This window comes from Streptomyces sp. NPDC058662 (assembly GCF_042716255.1).
GTDB lineage: Bacteria > Actinomycetota > Actinomycetes > Streptomycetales > Streptomycetaceae > Streptomyces.
The window spans coordinates 1-21,801 of sequence record NZ_JBHXRU010000003.1 but is presented as its reverse complement, the minus strand read 5'-3'; the positions used below and the strand labels follow the sequence as shown (position 1 = coordinate 21,801).

The 21,801-nt window shown below is 72.9% G+C and carries 23 protein-coding genes; 6 read left to right on the top strand and 17 right to left on the bottom strand.

The annotated features are described in order from the left end of the window. Nucleotides 1-4: 4 nt before the first annotated feature. Nucleotides 5-592, bottom strand: coding sequence for a D-glycero-alpha-D-manno-heptose-1,7-bisphosphate 7-phosphatase (locus tag ACFWUQ_RS02255; RefSeq protein ID WP_384531685.1), 588 nt, complete (start codon nt 590-592; stop codon nt 5-7). Nucleotides 593-840: 248 nt separating this feature from the next. Here ACFWUQ_RS02255 and ACFWUQ_RS02250 point away from each other — a divergent pair, with 248 nt between their 5' ends. Together ACFWUQ_RS02250 and ACFWUQ_RS02245 are read left to right on the top strand one after the other, a co-directional pair. Then, a complete protein-coding gene (locus ACFWUQ_RS02250) occupies nt 841-1,275 on the top strand; it encodes a sugar 3,4-ketoisomerase (protein WP_384531683.1) in 435 nt (144 codons plus the stop codon). Next, on the top strand, nt 1,272-2,381 hold the full coding sequence (locus ACFWUQ_RS02245; protein ID WP_384531682.1) for a DegT/DnrJ/EryC1/StrS family aminotransferase: 1,110 nt from the start codon (nt 1,272-1,274) through the stop codon (nt 2,379-2,381). Before ACFWUQ_RS02250 ends, ACFWUQ_RS02245 begins: the two co-directional genes overlap by 4 nt. Nucleotides 2,382-2,438: 57 nt before the next feature. On the opposite strand, the gene malQ is transcribed toward ACFWUQ_RS02245, so the two are convergent. The 4 genes from malQ to ACFWUQ_RS02225 all read right to left on the bottom strand — a co-directional run bounded on the left by malQ (nt 2,439) and on the right by ACFWUQ_RS02225 (nt 8,013). Further along, the gene (gene malQ / locus ACFWUQ_RS02240; RefSeq protein WP_384531680.1) at nt 2,439-4,565 is read right to left on the bottom strand and encodes a 4-alpha-glucanotransferase; all 2,127 of its coding nucleotides are present in this window, start codon (nt 4,563-4,565) and stop codon (nt 2,439-2,441) included. Between the two features lie 31 nt (nt 4,566-4,596). Continuing rightward, on the bottom strand, nt 4,597-6,741 hold the full coding sequence (locus ACFWUQ_RS02235) for a glycosyl transferase (RefSeq protein WP_384531679.1): 2,145 nt from the start codon (nt 6,739-6,741) through the stop codon (nt 4,597-4,599). A 459-nt stretch (nt 6,742-7,200) separates the two neighbouring features. Then, entirely contained in the window at nt 7,201-7,449 is a 249-nt protein-coding gene (locus tag ACFWUQ_RS02230; protein ID WP_384531678.1) for a hypothetical protein, read from the bottom strand. 48 nt (nt 7,450-7,497) lie between these two features. Continuing rightward, nucleotides 7,498-8,013, bottom strand: a complete 516-nt coding sequence (locus ACFWUQ_RS02225; protein WP_384531676.1) for a hypothetical protein — start codon at nt 8,011-8,013, stop codon at nt 7,498-7,500. Nucleotides 8,014-8,289: 276 nt separating this feature from the next. On the opposite strand from ACFWUQ_RS02225, the gene ACFWUQ_RS02220 reads away from it, so the two are divergent. Further along, nucleotides 8,290-8,664, top strand: coding sequence for a toxin Doc (locus tag ACFWUQ_RS02220; RefSeq protein WP_384531674.1), 375 nt, complete (start codon nt 8,290-8,292; stop codon nt 8,662-8,664). A gap of 43 nt (nt 8,665-8,707) precedes the next feature. Here ACFWUQ_RS02220 and ACFWUQ_RS02215 read toward each other — a convergent pair whose 3' ends face one another. From ACFWUQ_RS02215 to ACFWUQ_RS02170, 10 genes are all read right to left on the bottom strand, one after another. Beyond that, entirely contained in the window at nt 8,708-9,094 is a 387-nt protein-coding gene (locus ACFWUQ_RS02215; RefSeq protein WP_384531879.1) for a hypothetical protein, read from the bottom strand. 334 nt (nt 9,095-9,428) lie between these two features. Next, nucleotides 9,429-10,346 (bottom strand): MurR/RpiR family transcriptional regulator, encoded by a 918-nt coding sequence (locus ACFWUQ_RS02210; RefSeq protein WP_384531672.1) that lies wholly within the window; start codon nt 10,344-10,346, stop codon nt 9,429-9,431. 65 nt (nt 10,347-10,411) lie between these two features. Continuing rightward, nucleotides 10,412-11,044, bottom strand: coding sequence for an NADPH-dependent FMN reductase (locus tag ACFWUQ_RS02205; RefSeq protein ID WP_384531878.1), 633 nt, complete (start codon nt 11,042-11,044; stop codon nt 10,412-10,414). A gap of 227 nt (nt 11,045-11,271) precedes the next feature. Next, on the bottom strand, nt 11,272-11,604 hold the full coding sequence (locus ACFWUQ_RS02200) for a TcmI family type II polyketide cyclase (protein WP_384531670.1): 333 nt from the start codon (nt 11,602-11,604) through the stop codon (nt 11,272-11,274). A gap of 20 nt (nt 11,605-11,624) precedes the next feature. Further along, nucleotides 11,625-12,104 carry an SRPBCC family protein gene (locus ACFWUQ_RS02195; protein ID WP_384531669.1) on the bottom strand — a complete coding sequence of 160 codons (480 nt, stop codon included), beginning with the start codon at nt 12,102-12,104 and terminating at the stop codon, nt 11,625-11,627. Nucleotide 12,105: 1 nt separating this feature from the next. After that, complete coding sequence (locus ACFWUQ_RS02190) at nt 12,106-12,360, bottom strand: acyl carrier protein (RefSeq protein WP_384531668.1); 255 nt, start codon at nt 12,358-12,360, stop codon at nt 12,106-12,108. A gap of 39 nt (nt 12,361-12,399) precedes the next feature. Then, complete coding sequence (locus tag ACFWUQ_RS02185) at nt 12,400-13,626, bottom strand: beta-ketoacyl synthase N-terminal-like domain-containing protein (protein ID WP_384531666.1); 1,227 nt, start codon at nt 13,624-13,626, stop codon at nt 12,400-12,402. Then, a complete protein-coding gene (locus tag ACFWUQ_RS02180) occupies nt 13,623-14,894 on the bottom strand; it encodes a beta-ketoacyl-[acyl-carrier-protein] synthase family protein (protein WP_384531665.1) in 1,272 nt (423 codons plus the stop codon). Before ACFWUQ_RS02180 ends, ACFWUQ_RS02185 begins: the two co-directional genes overlap by 4 nt. After that, nucleotides 14,891-15,334, bottom strand: a complete 444-nt coding sequence (locus ACFWUQ_RS02175; protein WP_384531663.1) for a cupin domain-containing protein — start codon at nt 15,332-15,334, stop codon at nt 14,891-14,893. The genes ACFWUQ_RS02180 and ACFWUQ_RS02175 overlap by 4 nt, the downstream gene beginning before the upstream one ends. A 191-nt stretch (nt 15,335-15,525) precedes the next feature. After that, the gene (locus ACFWUQ_RS02170) at nt 15,526-16,623 is read right to left on the bottom strand and encodes a SchA/CurD-like domain-containing protein (protein WP_384531662.1); all 1,098 of its coding nucleotides are present in this window, start codon (nt 16,621-16,623) and stop codon (nt 15,526-15,528) included. Between the two features lie 274 nt (nt 16,624-16,897). On the opposite strand from ACFWUQ_RS02170, the gene ACFWUQ_RS02165 reads away from it, so the two are divergent. Then, complete coding sequence (locus ACFWUQ_RS02165) at nt 16,898-18,529, top strand: FAD-dependent oxidoreductase (RefSeq protein ID WP_384531660.1); 1,632 nt, start codon at nt 16,898-16,900, stop codon at nt 18,527-18,529. A gap of 50 nt (nt 18,530-18,579) precedes the next feature. On the opposite strand, the gene ACFWUQ_RS02160 is transcribed toward ACFWUQ_RS02165, so the two are convergent. Further along, the gene (locus ACFWUQ_RS02160) at nt 18,580-18,807 is read right to left on the bottom strand and encodes an acyl-CoA carboxylase subunit epsilon (RefSeq protein ID WP_384531658.1); all 228 of its coding nucleotides are present in this window, start codon (nt 18,805-18,807) and stop codon (nt 18,580-18,582) included. Nucleotides 18,808-19,136: 329 nt separating this feature from the next. Between ACFWUQ_RS02160 and ACFWUQ_RS02155 the strand changes: the two genes are divergently transcribed. Both ACFWUQ_RS02155 and ACFWUQ_RS02150 read left to right on the top strand, forming a co-directional pair. Beyond that, nucleotides 19,137-19,358, top strand: a complete 222-nt coding sequence (locus ACFWUQ_RS02155) for a hypothetical protein (protein ID WP_384531657.1) — start codon at nt 19,137-19,139, stop codon at nt 19,356-19,358. Between the two features lie 148 nt (nt 19,359-19,506). After that, nucleotides 19,507-20,550, top strand: a complete 1,044-nt coding sequence (locus ACFWUQ_RS02150) for a LacI family DNA-binding transcriptional regulator (protein WP_384531656.1) — start codon at nt 19,507-19,509, stop codon at nt 20,548-20,550. Between the two features lie 117 nt (nt 20,551-20,667). Here ACFWUQ_RS02150 and ACFWUQ_RS02145 read toward each other — a convergent pair whose 3' ends face one another. Then, nucleotides 20,668-21,318 carry a DUF4360 domain-containing protein gene (locus tag ACFWUQ_RS02145; RefSeq protein WP_384531654.1) on the bottom strand — a complete coding sequence of 217 codons (651 nt, stop codon included), beginning with the start codon at nt 21,316-21,318 and terminating at the stop codon, nt 20,668-20,670. Between the last annotated feature and the right edge of the window lie 483 nt (nt 21,319-21,801).

Sequence of the window (21,801 nt, the reverse complement as noted above, 5' to 3'; positions counted from 1 at the left end):
TCTCCTAATGATCCTGGTGTGCGGCAAGGGGTCCGGCGGACCGCAGCGCGATCTCACGCAGAACGTGTGCGGTACCGGCGGCGCGCAGGTCCGGCCGGGGACCTTCGCTGGTCCCCCGCATCGCGGCGAGCCCGACCAGCGCCGTACGGCAGCCCGCCCGCAGCCCCGCCTCGACGTCGGTGAGGAAGTCCCCGACCATCCACGACCGGCCCAGGTCCAGGCCGAGTTCCCGCCCGGCGCGCAGCAGCATGCCGGGCGCGGGCTTACGGCACTCGCAGGCCACCGACAGCTCCGGCACGGTGCCGTCGATGTGGTGCGGGCAGACGTAGATCCCGTCCAGGGCGATGCCCGACGCGGCGAGCAGCGCCCGCAGGTGGACGTGCATGGCGTCCAGCGCCCGCCGGTCGAACAGGCCACGGGCCAGGCCGGACTGGTTGGTGACCAGGACGAGGGCGTACCCCGCGTCCCGCAGCGCGCGCAGCGGAGGAGCGATCCCCGGCTGGAGCACCAGGTCCTCGGGCCGGCACGGATAGTGGCGGGGTTCGGTCAGGGTGCCGTCGCGGTCGAGGAAGACCGCCGCCTTGGTCGTCATGTTGCGCAGTCCACCCGTTCCCCCCGACACGTCAAGCAAGGTGTCCTCTCCCGCGAGGTGATCGAGCGGAAAAGCTCCGGCAGGTGAGTGCCGAGAGACTATGAGCCCCTCTTCAGCCGCCGCAACCAGCCGTTTCGGGTATGGCCCTTAGGCCACCACTTAGGCCGCGCCTTCTGCTCCAGACCCCGCGCCGGACCTCCCCGACAATGACCGCACCGGTCCTGGGCAGCGAAGGGAGTGCGCACACCGTGGAAACGCAGCAGCGCGTCGGCACGGTCGGCTCGTGGCGGACGGTGAGCCTGCCGCGCCACACCGACGGCCGCGGCAGTCTCTCCGCCGTCGAGGCCGACGAGGCACTGGGGTTCGAGATCCGGCGGGTGTACTACCTCTACGACGTGCCCGGCGACGCGGTGCGGGGAGGGCACGGCCATCGCCGCCTCGAACAACTCCTCCTCGCCGTGCACGGCAGCTTCCGGATCACGCTCGACGACGGGTTCTCCCGGGACACCGTGGTCCTGGACGACCCTGCCCGCGGCCTGCTCATCGGCCCGATGGTCTGGCGGGAGCTCACCGGCTTCTCCCCGGGCGCGGTCGCTCTCGTCCTGGCCTCCCGGCCGTACGAGGACGCCGACTACTACCGCGACCGCGACACGTTCCTGCGCGATGCCAGGAGGCAGCCGTGAAGGTGCCCTTTCTCGATCTGCGGCCCGACTCCCTGGGCCTCGCATCCGAACTCGACGACGCGGTCCGCCGGGTGGTCGCCTCCGGGCGGTATCTGCTCGGTCCCGAACTGCGCGCGTTCGAGGCCGAGTTCGCCGCCTACTGCGAAAGCGGCCACTGCGTGGGTGTCGGCAGCGGCTTCGACGCGCTGGAGCTGACGCTGCGCGCGCTCGGCATCGGAGCCGGGCACGAGGTGATCGTCCCGGCGCACACCTTCATCGCGACCTGGGGCGCGGTGGCCGCCGCCGGCGCGGTCCCGGTCCCGGTGGAGCCGGACGAGTACACCGCCGGCCTCGATCCGGCCCGCCTCGACGCGGCGGTCACCCCGCGCACCCGGGCGATCATGCCGGTGCACCTCTACGGCCATCCCGTCGACCTGGACGCCGTGCACGAGGTGGCCCGCCGGCACGGCCTGCACGTCGTGGAGGACGCGGCCCAGGCGCACGGGGCCCGCTACCGGGGCCGCCGGGTCGGCCACGGCTCCACGGCGGCGGCGTTCAGCTTCTACCCGGGCAAGAACCTGGGCGCGCTGGGTGACGGCGGGGCGGTGGTGACCTCCGACCCGGAACTGGCCGACCGCATCGCGATGTTGCGCAACTACGGTTCCCGCGAGAAGTACCGGCACGAGACCGTGTCCCGCAACGCGCGGCTCGACGAGATCCAGGCGGCGGTGCTGCGGGTCAAGCTCGGGCGCCTGGACGAGTGGAACGAACTGCGGGCGAAGACGGCGGACCGCTATCTGACGGAGCTGGCCGGTCTGGACGGCCTGGTGCTGCCGACGACCGCCGAATGGGCCGAGCCGGTCTGGCACCTGTTCGTCGTGCGTACGGCCCACCGGGCCCGACTCCAGCGGCGGCTCGCCGAGGCAGGCACCGAGACCCTCGTCCACTACCCGGAACCACCGCACCTGTCCGCCGCCTTCGCCGACCTGGAGTGGGCGCCGGGAAGCTTCCCCCTGACCGAGCGGCTCGCCCGGGAGGTTCTCAGCCTGCCCATGGGGCCCCACCTGACGCCGGAACTGACGGACCGGGTGATCGCCACGGTCCGCGAGAGCCTAAGCGCGAGCTGAGGGGGTTGGGGGCCCGATGATCTCCGGAAAGCCCCTTGAGGTGCTGGTGGGCCCCTGTCAGTCGCCCTTCGACAGCAGCGCCGCCACCTCGGCCGCCCCCGGCGCCGTCATCAGCCGTTCCAGGGTCACCGCCCGCCCGGCGGAGTCCGCCAGGGGCCAGCGCCAGTTCGGGTAGCCGGAGCGGACGCCGGGAAGGTTCTGGGTGCGGAGATCGCCGACGGTGTCGGGGAGCCAGACACAGACCAGCCGGGCGGGAGTGCGCAGCAGAAACCGGTGGAAGGCGGCGACCACCGGGGGCAGACCCAGCTCGGCCGAGGAGACACCCCCCCTCCCCGCCGCGGGGGGCAGCGCCCAGCCCTCGCCCGGACCCGGCCCGTCGGCCGGCAGCAGCCCCTCCCGGTCCAACGCGGCCAGCCATTCGCGGATCTGGGTGAGTTCCGCGGTCCGGTACTCCTCGATGGAGCCGTCCCGGAGGCCGTGGCGGTGCAGCACCTCCACATGGGCGCCGCTCAGCCTGGCAGTGGTCGTCGGCAGATCGTGGTTGGTGAGCGCGGCCAGGCAGTTCTCCCGCCACAACGGCGCCGGCAACGGCCGATCCGCTTCCTCGCGGTCGCCGGTGCGCTCCAGCCACAGCACCGAGGCACCGAGCACCCCGCGCTCGGCGAGCCGCTCCCGCACCCCGGCCTCGACGGTGCCCAGATCCTCCCCGATCACCGCCACCCCGGCCCGGTGCGCCTCCAGCAGCAGCACGCCCAGCATGGCCGCCCAGTCGTAGCGCACATACGTGCCTTCGGGGATCGGCACGCCGTCCGGGATCCACCACTGGCGCCACAGGCCCATCGCATGGTCGAGGCGCAGCGCGCCCGCGTGCCGCATGACGCCCCGGAGCAGCCGGGCGTACGGGGCGTACCCCTCCTCGGCGAGCCGGTCCGGGCGCCAGGGCGGCAGATGCCAGTTCTGGCCCTGCGCGGTGAAGGTGTCCGGCGGGGAGCCCATCACCACACCGGCTGCCTGCAGCCGCCGTAGCGCCCAGGACTCGGCCCCGCGGGGGTGGGCGCCGACCGCGAGGTCGTGGATCACACCGACCGCCATGCCGGCGGAACGGGCGGTCCGCTGTACGGCGGCGAACTGCTCGTCGGCGATCCAGGCGGCCCAGCAGCGGAGCTCCACCTCCTCCGCGTGACTCTCCAGCCCTCGCGCGGTGGCCGGGTCGCGCAGTTCCTCCGGCCAGGTGGGCCAGTCCGGCCCATGGGCGTGCGCGAGGGCGCACCAGGTGGCGAAGTCGATGAGGTCCTGTCCCTCCCGCTCGACGAAGGCCCGGTACGCCGCGTGCCGTTCCGCGCTCGGCTCCACCCGGTGCAGCAGCCGCAGCGCGGCCAGCTTCACCGCCCACACCGCGTCCCGGTCGATCAGCCCGCCATCGCCCAGTGCCGCCTCGCGCAGGTCACCGGACCGCTCCAGCAGCTCGTCCATCGCCGCACGATCCGCGCCGGCCAGCGCGCCGTACTCGGGGATGTCGGTGATCCGGACATGCACCGGGTCCGGGAACCGGCGCGTGGACGGCCAATAGGGTGAGTGGTCGGAGAACGTCGTGGGCAGCAGCGTGTGCAGCGGGTTCACCAGGCAGAATCCGGCTCCCTCGGCGGCGGACCAGCGCACGACGTCTGCCAGGTCGGCCAGATCACCCATGCCCCAGGAACCGGCCGACAGCAGGGAGTAGAGGTGGGCGGCGAATCCCCATTCCCGCCGCTCCGGCCCAGCGATCCTGTCCGGTACGACGATCAGCGGCGCCTCGGCTCTCCGGGCGCCGTACCGCACGTACAGCCGGTGATAGCCGAGCGGGAGGTCTGCGGGAACGCCGCGGCCGGATATCGCCCGGGTACCACCGTCCTCCAGGACGACACGGACCTCGGCCCTCTCCGGCAGGGCCAGCAGGGCGGGCGCCGCGGGCCGGGAGATCACACAGGCGGGAAGCAGCCGGGTGGCGGTCAGCCGTCGGTGGGCGGCGAGGGAGGCGGCGACGGTCTCGGGGGTGGCAGCGTCGACGTCCAGCGCGGCCAGGACGGCGACGACCGTACGCGCCGGTACGTCGACGCGGTGGCCCTTCTCGGTCAGGTACCAGGTGTCCACACCGTGTGCGCGGGCGAGTTCGGCGAGATCCTCGGACAGAGGTGAGTCGGGCACGGTGGCTTCTCCCAGGAAGGTCGGACGGGGCTCAGAGGGGGGTGACACGAGCGGGGGAAACCGTGTCCCAGGCCGATCTGCCGTACGGCAGAGTGAGCAGGAGGACCAGCGGAGTGCCCTGGTACGGGCCGGGGAACGTGGCCCGGAAGACGTGGTCCGCGCGTTCCGCGACCACGGCGAGATGGCCGGCGGCGCCGGGGAGGAACATCTCCACCCGCTCGGCGAGCGGGAACCGGTACTCGGCCGTCCAGGTGTCGCCGTCCCGGCACGCGGTCAGGCGTTCGCGCACGGTGGCCGCAAGGTCCTCGTCGCCGAGGTGGCGGGCGAGCGCGGCGCAGTCGGCGAAGCGGGCCCGGTCGTAGGCGTGCCGGAACGCCTCGCGCAGCAGCGCGGGATCGTCGGGGGCCTCGCGCAGCAGGACGTCCGCCGCGCCCGTGGCGACGGCAGTCCGCACGAGGAGGTCGCGGTCGGCGGCCCGCGCGGCGTCGTCCAGCAGGTCGTACCAGCCGCGCGCCACCAGCAGGGGCACGGGTACCGACCGAGCGACCTCCCGGTGCTCCACCAGCCGCCGGAACTCCGCCTCACGCAGCGCGCCGCTGCGCGCCCAGGTGAACCGGCGGGCTCGGGCACGGGCGTTGCCGGACAGCCGCCGGTACTCGGACCGGTCCCCCTCGAACAGGCTGACGGCCTCCTCGAACCGGCGGACCAGGGCTGCGCGCAGCAACTCGTCGTCGGTGCGGAAGGAACGCGGCACTGCGAACCCGGTCGCCTCCGGCTCGCGCGGATCGAAGGACTGTCCGAAGTGGCGGGTAACCTCCTGCCCGGTGGCGATCGGCACCGCCCCGCAGGCCATGGCCTCGCCCTGGGCGATGAGGAAGGTGTCCTGCTCGTACTTGCCCGGGAAGACGCAGAAGTCGGACGCCGCCGCGTGCTGGAAGAGGGTGTCCTCGTCGACCATCCGCCAGTCGAGATGGATCCGCCCCGAATGCCGCGCGGCGATCTCCGAGAAGAACGCGTCCCCGCTCCCCTCGGGCGGCCGAGCAGCGGTACCGAGCGAGAAGCGCAGCAGGAAGTTGGCGGCGCCGCCCGCGGTCAGCACCTCGTTCACGGCGCGCATCAGCTCCAGCTGCCCCTTGTGCTCCACGGAGTAGCGGGCCGCGTGGTAGAAGGTCGGCAGGTCCGGGTCCAGACCCAGGGAGGTGAGCACCGCCTGCCGGTCGACCGCAGCGGGGTCCCGGGCGAACCAGCTCTCCGACATCGCACAGCCGCCGACAAAGAACTTGTGGGCGTTCTCCCGGATCACCCGTGAGACGGACAGCCGCCGGAAGTACTCCTCGAAGGGCGTGCCGCCGAAGGTGGTGTACGTCTCGGCCTGGCCCTCCACCATGAAGTCGACAGCGTCGGCCTGGTCCACCGTCAGTGCGTACACGCACACATCACCGGGCCCGGCCTGACGGGACGCCCGGACCGACGCCAGGTGATCGCGCATGACCCGTCCGGGCAGGTCGTCCTCGGCGAGCGGCACGTCGGTGCAGCGGTCCAGGTCCGCCTTGGCCCCGAGCAGTTTCAGCACCGCCTCCACCTGCGGCCGGTACACCTTCAGGTTCACGGGCATGTTGGTCGCCACCGTGCTCACCACCGGACAGCCCGGCTCGGCCCGCAGCGCGGCCGGGACCGCGTAGTGATGGACCGGCTCATATGCCTGCACGAGATCGGCTCCGGCCCCGAAGAACGTCCTGATGAACCGGACGCCGTCGGCCTGGAACGCCAAAGTCTTGAAGTACGACAGATCCGCTCCCTCGGCGGACTCGTCCGGATAGAAGGTGTCGGGCAGCCGGTCCAGCAGATCGTTGGAGAGGAAGTACAGCTCGACCCCGTCCCGCTCCATCCGCAGGGCCGTGGTCCGCAGGGGTACGCCGGTCTCGGGCGGGAAGCCTGGCCAGACGGCGGGGTCCAGGCTCAGGGGGAGGACGTAGGAGTCGTGATACTCCACGTCTGTGGCGCCGTGGACGGAACGCAGGTGATCCCCGCGGCCGTGGGCGGGGGTAACCACGGACACCCGGTGACCGCGCGCGGCCAGCTCCCGGGCGGAGTACCAGACGAGTGACGAGGTTCCGCTGCGCATCAGTGCGGGGTCGAACGCGCCCGCCTCGAAAGCGAAGTTCACCACGTGCATGCCCTGCCCACCTCATGACTCGCGCACCATCGGACCCTCAGTCTGGGCCCGCGGCCGGACCGCCCAGCAGACCTCTTTGAGGTATGCCTGACCAGAGGCTCCTCCGGACGGCCTGACGGGGGCAGCGGGCTTCGGTGGTCGGCAGCGCGCCGGCGAGTCGCGAGATCGCCCCCACCGGTCTGCGTCCAGCCCTCCACGCTGCCGATTGCCTCGCCCAGCTACTCCTTGCGATCCCGCGGTCGGCAGGGCAGCCCTCTCCCATTCGGGAGGTTGAGCCGCCAGTTGCTCCCGAAAGAGCTGGTGGGAACCCTCCAAGTCCGACTGGACATCGTTGCGCCGGTCAAGATCACCGTGCTCCTGCCCATGGCCGCAGACTGGCAGGACGCGGTGGTGCCCCGCGGCGACCGCCTCGCCGGTAGCCCCCGCTCGGCGGCAGCTCCGGGGTCAGGGGCCGCGCCGTTACGGCAGGTCGCCGGTCGGGGGGTCCGTCGTGTAGACGTGCGGGGTGTCCGACTCCCACTCCAGGAGGGGGGTCCCGCCGAGGACCACGTCGTCGGGGTCGGGCATGCCGGCCCGGCGCAGGAACTCGATGACGTCCGCGTCCGAGCGGGCCACCCCGAGGGACGATTCGCCGCCCGGGGTGCGCAGCGTCACCTGTCGGCCCCCTGACGGGAAGATCCGGTGTACGACGACGGGTGCATGGCGCATACCCCCAGCCTGGCCCCGCCGGGCCGCCCCGGCACCCCGGCGGGGCCGTCAGGGGGTGGGGCCGGCCGCGCGGGCGCCGGCCCGGGCCGCGGGCGCTTGCGCGATGCGGAACGTCGAGGGGTCCGGGTAGGTGGCCTGCTCGGCCCGCAGGACCTCCTCGATCTCCGCCGTGAAGCCGGCGTCGAAGAGCTCGACGTCCAGCAGGAGCCGCAGCCCCCGTACGGTCGGGTCCAGGAGCGGGCGGCCCATGCGGGAGCCGCCGCCGGATATGCCGGTGAACCCGGCGCGGGCCCGCACCGCCGCGTTCGCGACCCGCTCGTCGAGGCCGGCGGCCGTGTAGCCGGCGATCAGTGCGAGCTCCGAGAGGTACTTGCGGGCACCCCGGGCCATCTCCTCCGCTCCCTGGAGGGTCTGTACGGAGCCGCCCGCCACCTTGAAGTCGTCGCTGACCCGCTTGAGGCCGCGCGCCTCGTACACGGCGTGCGCCTCCTCGAAGAGCCGGCCCGCCTCATCGACCGCCTTCATCGCCGTCACCAGCTGATCGATGCCGTTCTCGCGCTCCACGCTGCCTCCTGGTCCGGAACTGTGCTGCACCGACCGTAGGAGGCAAGACCTCTGCTACGGAACACCTCTGCGCGGGGGAGATAATTCCAGCCACCGCCGGGAGGGCCTCCGCCGGGGTGCCGTCGGGCCGCACGATCCGTCCGCCCGGGGGCCGGTCTGCCGAACCGCCCCCCGGACGGCCCCGGGGCGGAGATACTCGGGGGATGAACGCGATCACCGCCGTCCCCCGCGGGACCGGTCCGGCGAGCGCCGGACCCCGGGGGGCGTGAGGCGCGCGTGGAACTCCACATCGATCACCGCTGGCTGCTGGAGCGGCAGGAGGCGCTGTTCAAGGACGTGGCGGTCGCCGACCACTCCGCCCTGGCCGCGGCCGTCGCCCGGCACCGGGTGAACACCCCCAGCCTGAGCGTGGACGACCCCGACGCGTACTGGCGGGCGGCCGCCCTGCTGCACGCGATCGTGCTGCTGCGGCCGCTCCCCGACTCCAACGAGTACTTCGGCTACGGCGTGGCCGTCGCGTACATCGAGGCATCGGGCGAGGCGGTCGAGGCCTCGTACGAGCAGTGGCGCGAGCTCGTCACCGACATCCGGACGCTGCGCGCCGACGCCTTCGACGTGGCCGACCGGCTTCGTTCGTGGCGGCCCGTGTAGCCCCGCCGGGAGCCACCGGGCCGGCCAGTCGGCGGCGTGCCGGTCAGCGCCTGCGCTGGGCCGCCGCGTTCACCTGGAGTGCGTCCGTGACCAGCCGGACGCCGCGCGCGAGGCGGCTGAGCTGCTCCAGTTCGACCGCGTACATCCTGATCGCGTTCTCGATGACCGACTCGGCCACACCGAGCATCGGCAGTTCCGCGCGGCTGGTCTGGAGGGCCACCCGCACCGCGCGTATCTCGTGCTGGAGCTGGAGCTGCACGTGCCGGGCCAGGATGGCGGGATGACGGTTGAGGGTCAGATAGCCGCCGTAGCGGGCCGGGAGCAGGTCCCGCAGCCAGCGCGTGGCCGTGCGTTCCCAGTCATGGGTCCCGGGGGCCTTGACCTGCAAGGGCCAGTCGGGACTGCGCGTGATGGTGGCCGTCTGGGGCATTCTCGTCACTTCCGAGTGGTGTCGAACTCTGATCGAGACGTTGCTGGGGCGGCCTCGGCCCAGGGGTTGACCGAGGCCGCCAGGGCGCTCATCGGGATCCGAAAGCCTGACGGCCCGCGGGTGCGACGTGAGGAGGGCGTCGTACCGCGAGTTGTTCTAGGGGGACGTGGGGACGTCCTCCTTGGCATCTGGTGGATCCGGAGCGCCGCCGTCAGTAAACATATATACCGTCGAGTAAGCAAGAGTATGAAAAATTTCATGCACGCCGATGGCTGAATACAGCCTTGAAAAACCCCGCCCCTTCCGGCGTGTGCCCCGGCGCCCCCGCCGGCTCCTACAGGAAGAAGCCGTGCTGGTCAGCAGCCTGCTCGTACTCTTCGAGCCGTGCCTGCGTACGCTCGGGATCGGCGTCCGCCATCGCCTGGAGCAGGGCGGCGGACAGCATCCCCGGCGCCGCGTACGAGTCGAAGACCAACCGCGAGCCCGTCCCGGCGGTGAGCACCGCGTCGGCCTCGTCCACCAGCGGTCCCACGGTGGGGTCCGTGATCAGGACGACGCGCAGTCCCGTGCTCCGGGCGGCCCGCAGGGCGGCCAGGGTCTCCTTGGCGTGCCTCGGCATCGCGAAGGCCAGGACCCAGCTGCCGCCCGCCGACCGGGACTGGAGCAGCGCGTCGTACGCGACGCTGCCGCCACGTGTCACCAGGCGCACGTCGGGATGGATACGCCGGGCCGCGTAGGCGAAGTACTCCGCGAGGGAGACCGAGATCCGCAGTCCGAGGACGGTCAGGGGCACGGAGGCGGCCAGCGCCCGGCCGATGTCCAGCACCTGGTCGGTGTCGGCGAGCAGCCGGCGCACGTTCTCCAGGTTCTCGATCTCGGCGTCCACGGCCGCCTGCAGCTCGTTGCGGCGGATCTGCTCGCGGATGTCCGGGGATCCGGCGACCGCGCTCAGCGCGATCGGCTGGAGCACCTCGCGCAGCGCCGGGTAGCCGCTGAACCCGAGGGAGGCCGCGAAGCGGGTCACGGAGGGCTGGCTCACCCCGACGCGGTCGGCGAGCTCGGTGATCGAGAGGAAGGCGGCCTCGGTGAGGTGGTCGATCAGGTACTGGGCGATGCGCCGCTGGCCCGGCGACAGCCGACGGCCGTCGAAGAGCGCCAGGAGCCGGTCCGCCGGGGGACGACCCTGCTCCGACGGCTGACTGCCCGGCGTGATCGCGGCGGCCTGGGCCCGCGCCTGCTGCCCCGATGACACCGGAGGGCCTCCTTACTCAGGTCACTCGCGCTCAAACATAGCTCACGCCCCGTGGCCGACGAAGATCAGTCCTGGGCGCGGGAGGTCACCGGCGCGTCGGTGCGGTCGCCGAGGAACTCGTACCAGCGGCGCTGCAGGCACAGGTAGCGGGTGTCCGCCTCGGCGAGGTCGAGGAAAGCGCCGATCGTCGCGGCCAGCCGCTCGCCGAGGCCGGCGTCGGCGAGGGACCCGTCCGCGGCGAAGGCCTGGTGGGCCATGGCGAGGCTGAACATGTCGGGGTAGACGCGGGCTCCCAGGTGCTCCAGCGGTACGCGCAGGGCCCACAGGCCCCGGTTGCCGCCGACCATGGAGGGGGACGCCGAGGCGAGCAGGGTCTGCTTGTCCTTGAAGGGCTGCGGCCGGACCCGCGAGACCCAGTCGACGGCGTTCTTCACCACGCCGGGCACGGAGGCGTTGTACTCCGGCGAGGCGATGATCAGGGCCTGGGCGTCGGCGATCCGGTCGCACAGGGCCTGCGCCGCGGGCGGCAGGCCCTCGTCGGCCTCCACGTCGCCGTCGTAGGGCGGCATGGGGAAGTCTCCGAGCGTCGCCCGGTCGGCGGTCGCGCCGGCTCCGGTCACCAGGTCCGCGACCAGGGCGGCGAGGCGGGTGTTGACCGACCCGCGGCGGGAGGAACCGGACAGGACGAGCACGCGCAGGGAAGAGCGGGCGTGCGCGCCGACGCCCGGTCGGGCCGGATCCGCGGGGAAGTGGTCGTGGTCGGTCGGGTTCAATGCCGTCTCCTGCCGTCTCCGCTGTCGCTTGCTGTGGCTTGCCGTGCCGTCGCTTGCCGTGCCGCTGCCTGCCGTCGCCCGCCCCCGCCCGCCCTCGTCGGGCACGCGGCGGGACCCGCACACGCCGTGTGCGGGTCCCGGCCCGTCCTTCGTCACTTCACGCCGGGCTTCTCCCAGCGGTAGAACTCGTGGGCCATCGCGTCCTGCGGACTGCGCCAGGTGTCCGGGTTGTGCGGACTGATGTAGGCCGTGAGCCGGTCGCTGAGGTCCTTGAACTCCGGATGGTCGGTGACCTGCGCGATGGCGGGCCCCGGTGGCCGCTCGGACTCGATCAGGTGCAGGTAGACGTCGCCGAACTGGAACAGGCTGCGGCGTGAGACACCGACCAGGTGCGGGAGTTCGCCCGCGTCCGAGCCGGCGAACAGTTCGGCGATGTCCGGGGCCGAGCCCGGCGCCATACGGGCGACGATGAGAGCGCGGTGCATCTGGATGGCTGCCTTTCGCTTCAGCGGCGGCTGACGGCGGGGGTGCTGCTCTCCCGCTCGCGCTGCTCGATCTTGTCCCGGATCAGCTCCAGCTGGACCTTCGAGTTGCGGTTGATGTTCGCGGTCATCCAGTCGTCGTCGACGGGCGCGTCCGGCTTCATCGCGAAGTCCTGGGTCCACTTCATCCGGGTGCCGCCGGGCACCTGGAAGTACTGCCAGTGGATGTCCATGTGCGCGAAGGGGCCGGTCTCGACCCGTCGGGCCCGTACGGTGCGGCCCGCGCGGTCGGTCGTCCGTTCCGAGACCCAGCTCCAGACGGTGCCGTTCTCGTCCGGGTGCATGGTCAGCCGGAAGCGGGTGGTGTCGCCCTCCTGCGCGAGGATCTCGATCGACGCGTACTCGCTGAACAGGTTCGGCCAGTTCGGCAGGTCGTTGGTCATGTCCCACACGACGTCGACGGGCGCGTTGACGATGATGTCGTTCTCGGTGTGTCCTGGCATGTCAGGCTCCGGTCATGAGGCTGTTGTTGACGAGGTCGAGGAATTCCCTCGGGGTCTTGCAGCGGTCGGCGTCGGCGGGCAGTGCCCGACCGCGCCGGTTCTCCAGCTCGCCGACGATGCCCAGCAGGCCCAGCGAGTCGAGGCCGTAGTCGTCGAAGGCGGACTCGGGACGGCCCGCCAGCTCGCTCGGGTCGACGGTGATGCCGGCGGTCTTCATCAGGGCCGCCAGCTCCTCCATGGTCAGTCGGTCGGACATGGTGACTTCTCTCTTCCTGGGAGGGGACTACAGGGACGCCTACGAGCCCTTGCGCAGCACGAGCGCGGAGTTCGAGCCCATCCGGCCGCGGCTGAGCACGAGCGCGGTGCGCAGGTCCGCCGTGCGGGCGCTGCCGGTCACCACGTCGAGGTCGTGGCACACCTCGTAGACGTTCGGAGTCGGTGGGACGACGCCGTGCTCCAGGGCCAGGGCCGCCGCGGCCGTGTCCAGGGCGGGCGCGGCGCAGTACGCCCTGCCCGTACCGGTCTTGGGCGCGGTGACCGGGACCGTACGGCCGTGCGCGCCGAGGGCGTCGGCGATGGCCGCCGCCTCGGCCGTGTCGGCCTCCGGTGTGCCCAGCGCGTCGGCGAAGACCACGTCGATCTCCTCCGGGGCGCAGTCCGCTTCCCTGAGCGCGCCCCTGATGGCCCGGGCCAGGCCCTCTCCGGCCGGGTCCCGGCGCCGGGTCCCGGTGAAGGTCGCGGCGTGGCCCGCCAGTACGGCGCGCACGGTGGCGCCCCGGCGGCGGGCCTCCTCCTCGTCCTCGACGAGGAACATGGCGCCGCCCTCGGCGGGTACGTAGCCGCCGGCCTTGGCGGTGAACGGGCGGTAGGCGCGCTCGGGGTCGTCCCCCGTGCTCAGCCCCTCGTACTGCAGCTGGCAGACGATGGAGTACGGCGCCAGCGGCGCCTCCGTCGCCCCGACCAGCATCGCGCGGCTGCCCCGCCGGATGGCCCGGTCGGCGTGTGCGAAGGCGTCGAGACCGCCCGCCTCGTCGCCGGCGACGACACCGCAGGGGCCCTTGAGGCCCCGGCGGATGGAGATCTGGCCGGTGCTCGCCGCGTAGAACCAGGCGATCGACTGGTAGGGGCCGACGTAGTGCGGGCCCTGTTCCCAGAGCCGCTGCAGTTCGCGCTGGCCGAACTCGCCGCCGCCCGATCCGGCGGCGGTGACGACGCCGATCGAGAAGGGGTCGCCCTCGTAGTCGGCCCGGCCGAGCCGGGCGTCCTCCAGGGCGAGGTCGGCGGCGGACAGGGCGTGGTGGGTGAAGCGGTCGGTCTGGACGAGGAAGCGCTCCTCGACCATGGCGCCGGGGTCGAAGCCCCTGACCTCGCCCGCGACCCGCAGCGGCAGGTGCTCGCAGCCCTGGCGGGTGATGCGGTCCAGCACGCTGAGGCCGGACTGCGTCGCCTTCCAGAAGGCGTCGGCGCCGATGCCGTTGGGCGCGACGACCCCGATGCCGGTGATGACCGTACGGCTGGTCACGAGACCTCCTCCTTCGGCCGGGTCATGACCACCGCGGACTGGAAGCCGCCGAAGCCGCTGCCGACGGAGAGCACGCTGCGCATGGTCCGGCTCCGGGCGGTGCGCGGTACGTAGTCCAGGTCGCACTCGGGGTCGGGCGTCTCGTAGTTCGCCGTCGGCGGCACGACGTTGTGCGTCATGGCGAGCACGCAGGCGGCCAGCTCGATCGCGCCGATGGCGCCGAGCGAGTGCCCGACCATCGACTTGATCGAGGTCATGGGCGTCTTGTACGCGTGGTCGCCGAGGACCCGCTTGACGGCCGCCGTCTCGTGGCGGTCGTTCTGCTTGGTCCCGGAGCCGTGGGCGTTGACGTAGTCGATGTCGGTGGCGCTGATCCGGGCGTGGTCGAGGGCCGTCTCGATGGCCCGGGCCATCTCCAGGCCCTCGGCGGTCAGCCCGGTCATGTGGTGGGCGTTGCCGAAGGTGGCGTAGCCGCCGATCTCGCAGTAGACGGTCGCGCCGCGGGCGCGGGCGTGTTCCAGCTCTTCGAGGACGAGGACGGCGCCGCCCTCGCCGAGGACGAATCCGTCCCGGTCCGCGTCGAACGGGCGCGAGGCGTGGGCCGGGTCGTCGTTGTTCGGCGAGGTCGCCTTGATGGCGTCGAAGCAGGCCACGGTGATCGGCGATATGGGTGAGTCGGAGGCGCCTGCGATGCAGACGTCCATCCGGCCCTCCTCGATGGCGTGGACGGCGTACCCGACGGCGTCGAGTCCGGAGGTGCACCCGGTGGACACGGTCTGCACCGGGCCGCGCGCCCCGGTCTGCTCCGCGACCGCGGAGGCGAGGGTGGCGGGCGTGAACGCCCGGTGCAGGAACGGGCCGGCGAGCTTGTGGTCGACGTCCCACCAGGAGCCGGACTGGCTCACGGCGACGTAGTCGTGCTCCAGGCGGGTGGTGCCGCCGACGGCGGTGCCGAGGGAGACCCCGGTCCGCCAGGCGTCGTCCTCGGTGAGTTCGAGGCCGGCGTCGTTCAGGGCCTCTCGGGCGGCGACCAGCGCGAACTGGATGTACCGGTCCGCGCGGGCCGTGTCGCCCTCGTCGAGGCCGTGCGCGGCGGGGTCGAAGTCGACCTCAGCGGCTATCCGGGAGCGGAACCCGGCCGGGTCGAAGAGGGTGATCCCGCGGGTCGCCGTCCGGCCGTTGGACAGCAGGTCCCAGAAGGCCCGGACGCCGATGCCGCCGGGGGCGACGACCCCGACGCCGGTGACGGCCACCCGGCGGCGGGTCACGAGACCGCTCCCGTCCGGTCGGGGGGCTGCGCCCAGGCCGTGCTCTCCGGGTGCGGTGCCTCTTCGGTGTCGACGTGGCCGAGTTCGGGGCGCGGGGCGAGGGGGCCGAGGTGGAAGACCATCCGGGCCTCGGTGTCACCGACGTTGCGGAACCGGTGGCGCACGTTCAGCGGAACGAGCAGCCCCTGGTCGGTGCGCAGCGGGTGGGCCTCACCGTCGAGGTCCACTTCGAGGCGCCCGGCGACGACGTACACGAACTCCTCGGAGTACGGGTGGTAGTGCTCGGCGATGGACTCCCCGGGGGCCATGACAGCCAGGCCCATGAAGCCGCTGGTGGAGCCCACCGAGGTCGGGGTCAGCACGGCCCTCAGGTCGCCTCCGCGCCGGCGGTTGGGCGGCGTCTCGTTGAGGTCCACGATGCGTGGGTGCTGTCTGGTCATGGCGGGTTCCTCCTGGCGTGTGGGGTGCCTGGACGGGGCTGGGGGGTCGGGGCTGGGTGCGGGGTGGGGGGACGGTCCGCGGCCTGGCCGGTCGGTGACCGGGGTGGCCGGCGGGGTTACGGGGCCGGGGCCTCGGTCGGGGACCTGGTGCGCGGCCCGGTCCGGGCCGGCCCCCGGCCGGTCCGGGGGGATCAGGACTGGGCGGCTGCCCGGCGGTCCGTGATCAGGTTCATGGTGTGGTGCGCGGCGCCACTCCGCTTCCCGGATACGGCCATCAGGCGGTCGAGTACGGCCGCCTTGCGCGCGCCCCGGACGCCGAAGGCCGTCTGTGAGGCGGCGTCCAGCGGGCCGCGCACGTCGATCAGGCGGACGACGATGTCGTCGCGCTGGAAGATGCTGCTGCTCCGAACGGTGCTGTCGGGCAGGTGCGCGGCGGCCTCGTCCTGGCGGGCGAGGAACTTGGCGAGGGCGGCTCCGCAGCCGGGCTTCGCCGGGTAGAGGAGCGCGTGCCGCTGGATGTCGGCGGCTTCCGCCTCCTGGGCCGAGATGTGGTGCACGGCCGGGAGCGCGGCGCGCATGAAGAACATGCGGGCGGACTCGGGGTCCCCCAGGTTCCGGTCCTGTTCGAGGTAGGGGTTGATGGCCTCCTCCACCGCGCGTACCTCGGGCTGCTCGGAGACGTGCCGCAGGGCGGCCATCAGGTCGCCCTGGACCTCCACGGTGCGTACGACGCGGTTGCCGTGCATGAACAGCGAGGTGCGGCAGAGGCGGGTGTGGTCGTCGACCCGGGCCGCCGGGGAGGCGTAGCTGGAGAGGATGGACGCGACCTGCTTCTCGCTGCCGGGCTTGACGGTGAAGGTCAGGGCGTGGCGGACGATGCCCGCGCCGAGCCGGGGTACGGGCTGCAGCCGTGCGGTGGACGGGCGCGCCGCCTGGTCGTAGCCGCGGCCGGTCTCGCGCAGCACCGTGAACTTGAGCGGGCGCATGGCGCGGGCGCAGATGCCCAGCGGCTTCACCTGTTCGGCGTGGTGCTCGCTGTTGACCCAGGCGAGGTACTGCGGGGCGCTCTCCCACTCGCTGGTGATCAGCCATTGCGAGGGGTCCTCGAACGACTGGCACAGCTGGTCGCTGATGTGTCCCGGGACCGACGCGATGTCGTGGCGGAGCTGTTCGTACGCCTCGAAGAACTGCTGCTGGGTTCCCTCGTGGAGGTCCATCAGAAGGACGACCCGGAGCATGGAGCCGTCGAAGGCTGACTGCGACACCCGTTCGGACAGGGTGGTTGTCATCTACTCACTCCTTCATGAGGGGGTGGAGATCCATCGCGTACGGACCCCTCGTCCGTCACCGGTGGCACCGCCCGGGCCGACGGCCGCCTCGGCCGGGGGACGGCGGGCGGGCGCATCTCAGGGGAGCCGCTGTCGCTCATCGTCGTCCCGGTGGGCACGTACCGCTACATGTCCGGATCAAGCGGGTGACAACGGGCGAATCAACCGGGCCTGATCGACGATCGGGGGCATAAAGGGACCACTCCCCCACACAGAAAACAGGAGCCCGCAGCTGATGGAAGACAACGCCGATGTTCGCGTACCGGTTCTCGTCGTGGGCGGCTCTCTCGTGGGCCTGTCCACCTCGCTTTTCCTGAGCCGCCACGGAGTGAGGCACCTGCTGGTCGAGAAGCACGCCGGCACCTCCACGCACCCGCGAGGCCGCGGCATCAACGCCCGGACCATGGAGCTCTTCCGCACTGCGGGAGCGGAGCGCGCGATCCGCCGGGCGGCGTCCGTGCTGGAGGAGAACCAAGGCATTCTGCAGACCGAGTCCCTGATCGACGGCGACCGCAACTGGCTGATCAAGTCGGTCGACCCGTCCGGGGCGCTGGCCCGGTTCAGCCCCACCGGCTGGTGCCTGTGCAGCCAGAACAACATCGAGCCCGTGCTCGCCGCGCAGAGCCGCTCCATGGGCGCCGATATCCGTTTCTCGACCGAGCTCATGGACTTCGACCAGGACGAGACGGGTGTGAGCGCCCTGGTGAAGGACCGGGAGACGGGCGAGCACCTGACGGTGCGCGCCGACTTCCTGATCGCGGCGGACGGCCCGCGCAGCCCCGTCAGGGAGGCGCTGCGGATCCCCCAGACGGGCAACGGCGAGCTGTTCCACAACGTCAGCGTCACCTTCCGCTCGGAGCAGCTGGCCGAACTCCTGGGCGATCTGCGCTTCATCGTCTGCTACCTGATGAAGCCGGGGGCCGACGGGGCCCTGCTGCCGGTGGACAACACCTCGCAGTGGGTCTTCCACGCCCCCTGGCACCCGGAGACGGGCGAGACCCTGGAGGACTTCACCGACGAGCGCTGCGTGGAGCAGATCCGCAAGGCGATCGGCGCGCCGGACCTGGACGTGGAGATCGGCGGCAAGGCTCCGTGGCACGCCGCCGAACGGGTGGCCCAGCACTTCGCGTCCGGGCGGGTGTTCCTGGCGGGCGACGCGGCCCACGAGATGTCGCCCACCGGGGCGTTCGGTTCCAACACCGGCATCCAGGACGGGCACAACCTCGCGTGGAAGGTCGCGGCGGTCCTGAACGGCTCGGCGGGCATCGGGCTCCTCGACACCTACGAGGTCGAGCGGCTGCCCGTGGCCAAGGCCACCAGTGAGCGCGCCTCGGCGCGCTCCGCCGAGCACAGCCACCCCGGGTACGCGCCGCCGCCCACCCTGGGCGGCGGGCCCGGCAGCGGGGTCCTGCCCACCGCGATGGGCTACTGCTACCCCGAGGGCGCGGTGGTCGGCGGAGAGCCGGGGCGCCCGATCATCCCGCAGGCGCTGCGCCTTGTGGGTGACACCGGCACCCGGGCCCCGCACCTGTGGCTCGCCCGGGCCGGCGAGCGGATCTCCTCACTGGACCTCTACGAGCAGTCCTTCGTGCTGCTCAGCAGCCCGGGAACGCCCTGGCGGGAGGCGGCGGAGCAGGCCGCGCGGGAGCTGTCGGCGCGCCTGGACGCCTACACCGTCGGTTCCGGCCCGGGCGCCGACCTGCTCCCGGAGAACGGCGCCGACTGGGCGCAGGCCCACGGGCTGACGCCCGAGGGGGCCGTGCTCGTACGGCCCGACGGGTTCGTGGCGTGGCGCTCGGAGGGGGCGGTGGCCGATCCCGGGGCGACGCTGCTCGACGTCCTCTCGACGGTGCTGCACCGGGCGTGAGGACCTGGCACCCTTCCGCGCCGGCCGTGCGTGCGGCCGGCGCGGAGGGTTCAGCGGCAGGCCCAGCACCCTGCCCAGCAACCGGCTTCCGGCCGGGTACGGGGGCGGCGCCCGGACGCGGCGCGCGCGCCGTTCGCCCCGTCGCGCCCCTGGCTCGCGGCGCCGGCGGACCGGCCGGCGAAGCAGGCGACCACGACCGCGATCGCGGCCAGTTCCTCGGGTGCGGCCAGGCCCTTCTCGACACGCAGCAGGCTCGTTATCGGGACATCGTTCGGCATCGGCACGGCCTCTCGTACGGGGGCTGCGCGTGCCCCCGGCGGCGCGAGGGGCGGACCGGCTCGGCGCTGACGCGGGCGGCACACGGGTGGCTCGGCGCACTGCCGGGGCATGGCCCGGGCGTGCGTACCGGCCGGCGAAACCCTGTCGGGTCACCAGGACTCCTGACGCCTTCGACGCTACAAGCGCGCGGCGGACCCGGCACTCCGGTGCGCGGTCCCGGCGGCCCCCTCGGCCGCCTCCGCGCGCGGCGCCCCGGGCGGGCTCCGGGCGGCCCGCTTCCGGCGCGCGGGGCCTCGTCCTGCCGCTCCGGCCCCGCGACGGGGCGACCGTGAGCGCCCACCCGCCCCTGATGTGCCGGGGCTGCGCCGGGCACCTGTACTCCGTACGTACCAGGGATCCCGCCGCCGGCGAGGCGTCCTGGTTGTGGGAGGTGGACCACGAGACGCCCGTGCCGTGCCCCCTGGACGGGCTGCTGCCCCTGACCGGGACGGCCGCGGGGGTGCACGACCTGCCCGGCGCCGAACAGGTGCTCGGGCCGCCGCCGCGTTGAGGGGCCCGAGTTGCGCCGCACGGGTGAACGCGGCCGCGGACGCGGGGGGTCCGCCGGGTGCGGCCGGGGCTCGCCCTCCGCTCCACCGGCCGTACCGGTTACGCTGCTGTCCGGCGAGGTCACCGCCCCTGGACAGATGGAGGAGCCCGTGCCCGAGACGCCCTCCGGCAACCGACCCACCCTGGAGGCCGTCGCGGCGCTCGCCGGGGTGTCCCGGGCCACCGTGTCGCGTGTGGTCAACGGGGGTGAGGGGGTCCGCCCCCACGTGGCGGACAAGGTCCGTGAGGCGATCAGGGACCTGGGATACGTCCCCAACCACGCCGCCCGCACCCTGGTGACCCGGCGCACCGGCGCCGTGGCGGTGATCATCGCCGAGCCGGAGGTCCGGATCTTCTCGGACCCCTTCTTCTCCCGCCAGGTGCGCGGCATCAGCAAGGAGCTCACGGCGCACGACGCCCAGTTGGTCCTGCTGCTGGTGGAGGACCGGGGCGACTACGACCGGATCGAGCGCTACCTCGCGGGCGGCCACGTCGACGGGGCGCTCGCCTTCTCCCTGCACACCGACGACCCGCTGCCCGCCATCACCCGCCGGATCGGGATGCCCACGGTCTACGGCGGCCGCCCGGGCTGGACGCCCGGCCCCGGGGAGTCCGACGGCGTGGCGTACGTGGACGCGGACAACCGGGGCGGTGCGCGGGAAGCCGTACGGTACCTGCGCGAGCAGGGGCGGCGGCGGATCGCGCACATCGCCGGCCCGCTCGACCAGACCTCGGCCGCCGACCGGTTGGGCGGCTACCTGGACGAGCTTCCGGCCGACAGCCCCGAGCTGTTCGCCGAGGGGGACTTCACCGCGGCGGGCGGCGCCCGGGCGATGGCCGAGCTGCTGGACCGCGACAGCGCGATAGACGCCGTGTTCGCGGGGAACGACCTGATGGCGACGGGCGCGCTGCGGGTCCTGCGCGAGCGCGGCCGGACGGTTCCCGGGGACGTGGCACTGGTCGGCTTCGACGACGCCGAACCGGTGGCGGAGAGCGCCGATCCGCCGCTGACGACCGTACGACAGGACATCGAGGGTATGGGGCGCCTGATGGCGCGGCTGCTGATGCGCACCCTGAACGGGGGCGGGGAGGACCGCGTGCGGCCGGATCCGGTGATCACCGCCACGCAACTGGTGCGGCGGGCGTCGGCCTGACGGGGCGGTGGGCGACGGAGCGGGACGGTGTGGCGCGGGGCGGCCCGTTGGCGCGGCGCGGCTCCGGGGCCCGCACGGTGTCGGCGGGCCCCGGAGCGGCCGGGAGGGTCGGCCCGGTCAGCGGACGGGGCACTGCTTCCAGGAGAAGTGGTAGACGCTGTTGATGCTGCCGTCCGTCGAGTCGAGGGCCATGAAACTGGTCTTCGACGGGTCGGAGGTGCCGACTTCCGCGCGGAGCTCCGTGTTGATGTTGAAGTTGCGCTGCTCGCCGCAGGGGGCGAAGGCCAGCGCCTCGATGCCGGTCAGGTCGGTCGCCTGCCAGTTGTCGTCCAGGGCGCCGTTGAACTTGTGGGTGCGGTAGGCGGTCTGGCTCATGCCCTGGAAGTAGTAGCTGGCCTTCTGCGTGCCGACCGCGCCCGGCTGCAGGCTGCCGAAGCCCCGGTAGTCGACGCGGGCCACGGCGTAGGTGTAGCCCTGCGGGACGTGGACGGTGAGGGACAGGAGGCAGTTCTTGCGGCCCTCGACGGCGGGGGCCCCGCCGCCGGCCTGGGCCAGGTACTCGCTGTAGGTGACGGTGAAGGCCGAGTTGTCGGGCGCCACGGCGACGGCCGCGCTGCCCGGGCGGCAGCCCGATCCGTTGACGCTGGCGACGTCCACCCTGACGGTCTCGGAGGGTGCCGAGGGGGAAGCCCCGGCAGAGGGGGCGAGCGTGACGACGGAGGCGGTCACGACGGCTGCGGTGAATCCGGTACGGAGCGACTTGATCACACCGCCATGGATAGCCGTGCGCGGCGGGCTCCGGTCGGCGGCGGGTACGCGGCCTCACCTCGTCGGCCGAGGCCGTTCACCGCAGAAACGATCATTCAGGCTCTTCGCGGCGGCCGAACGGCCCAACCGACGATCGGATCCCCGGGCGGACCCCTGGGCGGACTCCCGGGCCCGCCCGGGGCGGGCGGTCGCCGCGCCGACGGCTCCCGCGTGTCGCGCCGATCGATCGATGCATCAGGTTTGTCCTAGTATCAGCGGAATCCGTAGGCCCGTCAGCTGGTTCCGGCGCCGGCCAGAGCGCCGGAGCCGGGGCTCCCGCGATGAGGAGTCCCATGTACCGCGCCCACCGCCGCGCCGCACTCGCGGCCTGGCTGATCGCCCCGGCCCTCGCCGCGGCGCCCCTGCACCCCGCTCCGGCCGCCGCCGCCCCGGGTACGGGCGCACCGCTCCTGACGCCCCGGCACGCCGGCGACGGCGCCGAGC

What these genes read in the sequence shown, in the direction of transcription:
- ACFWUQ_RS02255 (WP_384531685.1), bottom strand. Translation starts at nt 592, where the DNA reads ATGACGACCAAGGCGGCGGTCTTCCTCGACCGCGACGGCACCCTGACC.
- ACFWUQ_RS02235 (WP_384531679.1), bottom strand. Translation starts at nt 6,741, where the DNA reads ATGCACGTGGTGAACTTCGCTTTCGAGGCGGGCGCGTTCGACCCCGCA.
- ACFWUQ_RS02230 (WP_384531678.1), bottom strand. Translation starts at nt 7,449, where the DNA reads ATGCGCCATGCACCCGTCGTCGTACACCGGATCTTCCCGTCAGGGGGC.
- ACFWUQ_RS02215 (WP_384531879.1), bottom strand. Translation starts at nt 9,094, where the DNA reads ATGCCCCAGACGGCCACCATCACGCGCAGTCCCGACTGGCCCTTGCAG.
- ACFWUQ_RS02200 (WP_384531670.1), bottom strand. Translation starts at nt 11,604, where the DNA reads ATGCACCGCGCTCTCATCGTCGCCCGTATGGCGCCGGGCTCGGCCCCG.
- ACFWUQ_RS02195 (WP_384531669.1), bottom strand. Translation starts at nt 12,104, where the DNA reads ATGCCAGGACACACCGAGAACGACATCATCGTCAACGCGCCCGTCGAC.
- ACFWUQ_RS02190 (WP_384531668.1), bottom strand. Translation starts at nt 12,360, where the DNA reads ATGTCCGACCGACTGACCATGGAGGAGCTGGCGGCCCTGATGAAGACC.
- ACFWUQ_RS02175 (WP_384531663.1), bottom strand. Translation starts at nt 15,334, where the DNA reads ATGACCAGACAGCACCCACGCATCGTGGACCTCAACGAGACGCCGCCC.
- ACFWUQ_RS02170 (WP_384531662.1), bottom strand. Translation starts at nt 16,623, where the DNA reads ATGACAACCACCCTGTCCGAACGGGTGTCGCAGTCAGCCTTCGACGGC.
- ACFWUQ_RS02165 (WP_384531660.1), top strand. Translation starts at nt 16,898, where the DNA reads ATGGAAGACAACGCCGATGTTCGCGTACCGGTTCTCGTCGTGGGCGGC.
- ACFWUQ_RS02160 (WP_384531658.1), bottom strand. Translation starts at nt 18,807, where the DNA reads ATGCCGAACGATGTCCCGATAACGAGCCTGCTGCGTGTCGAGAAGGGC.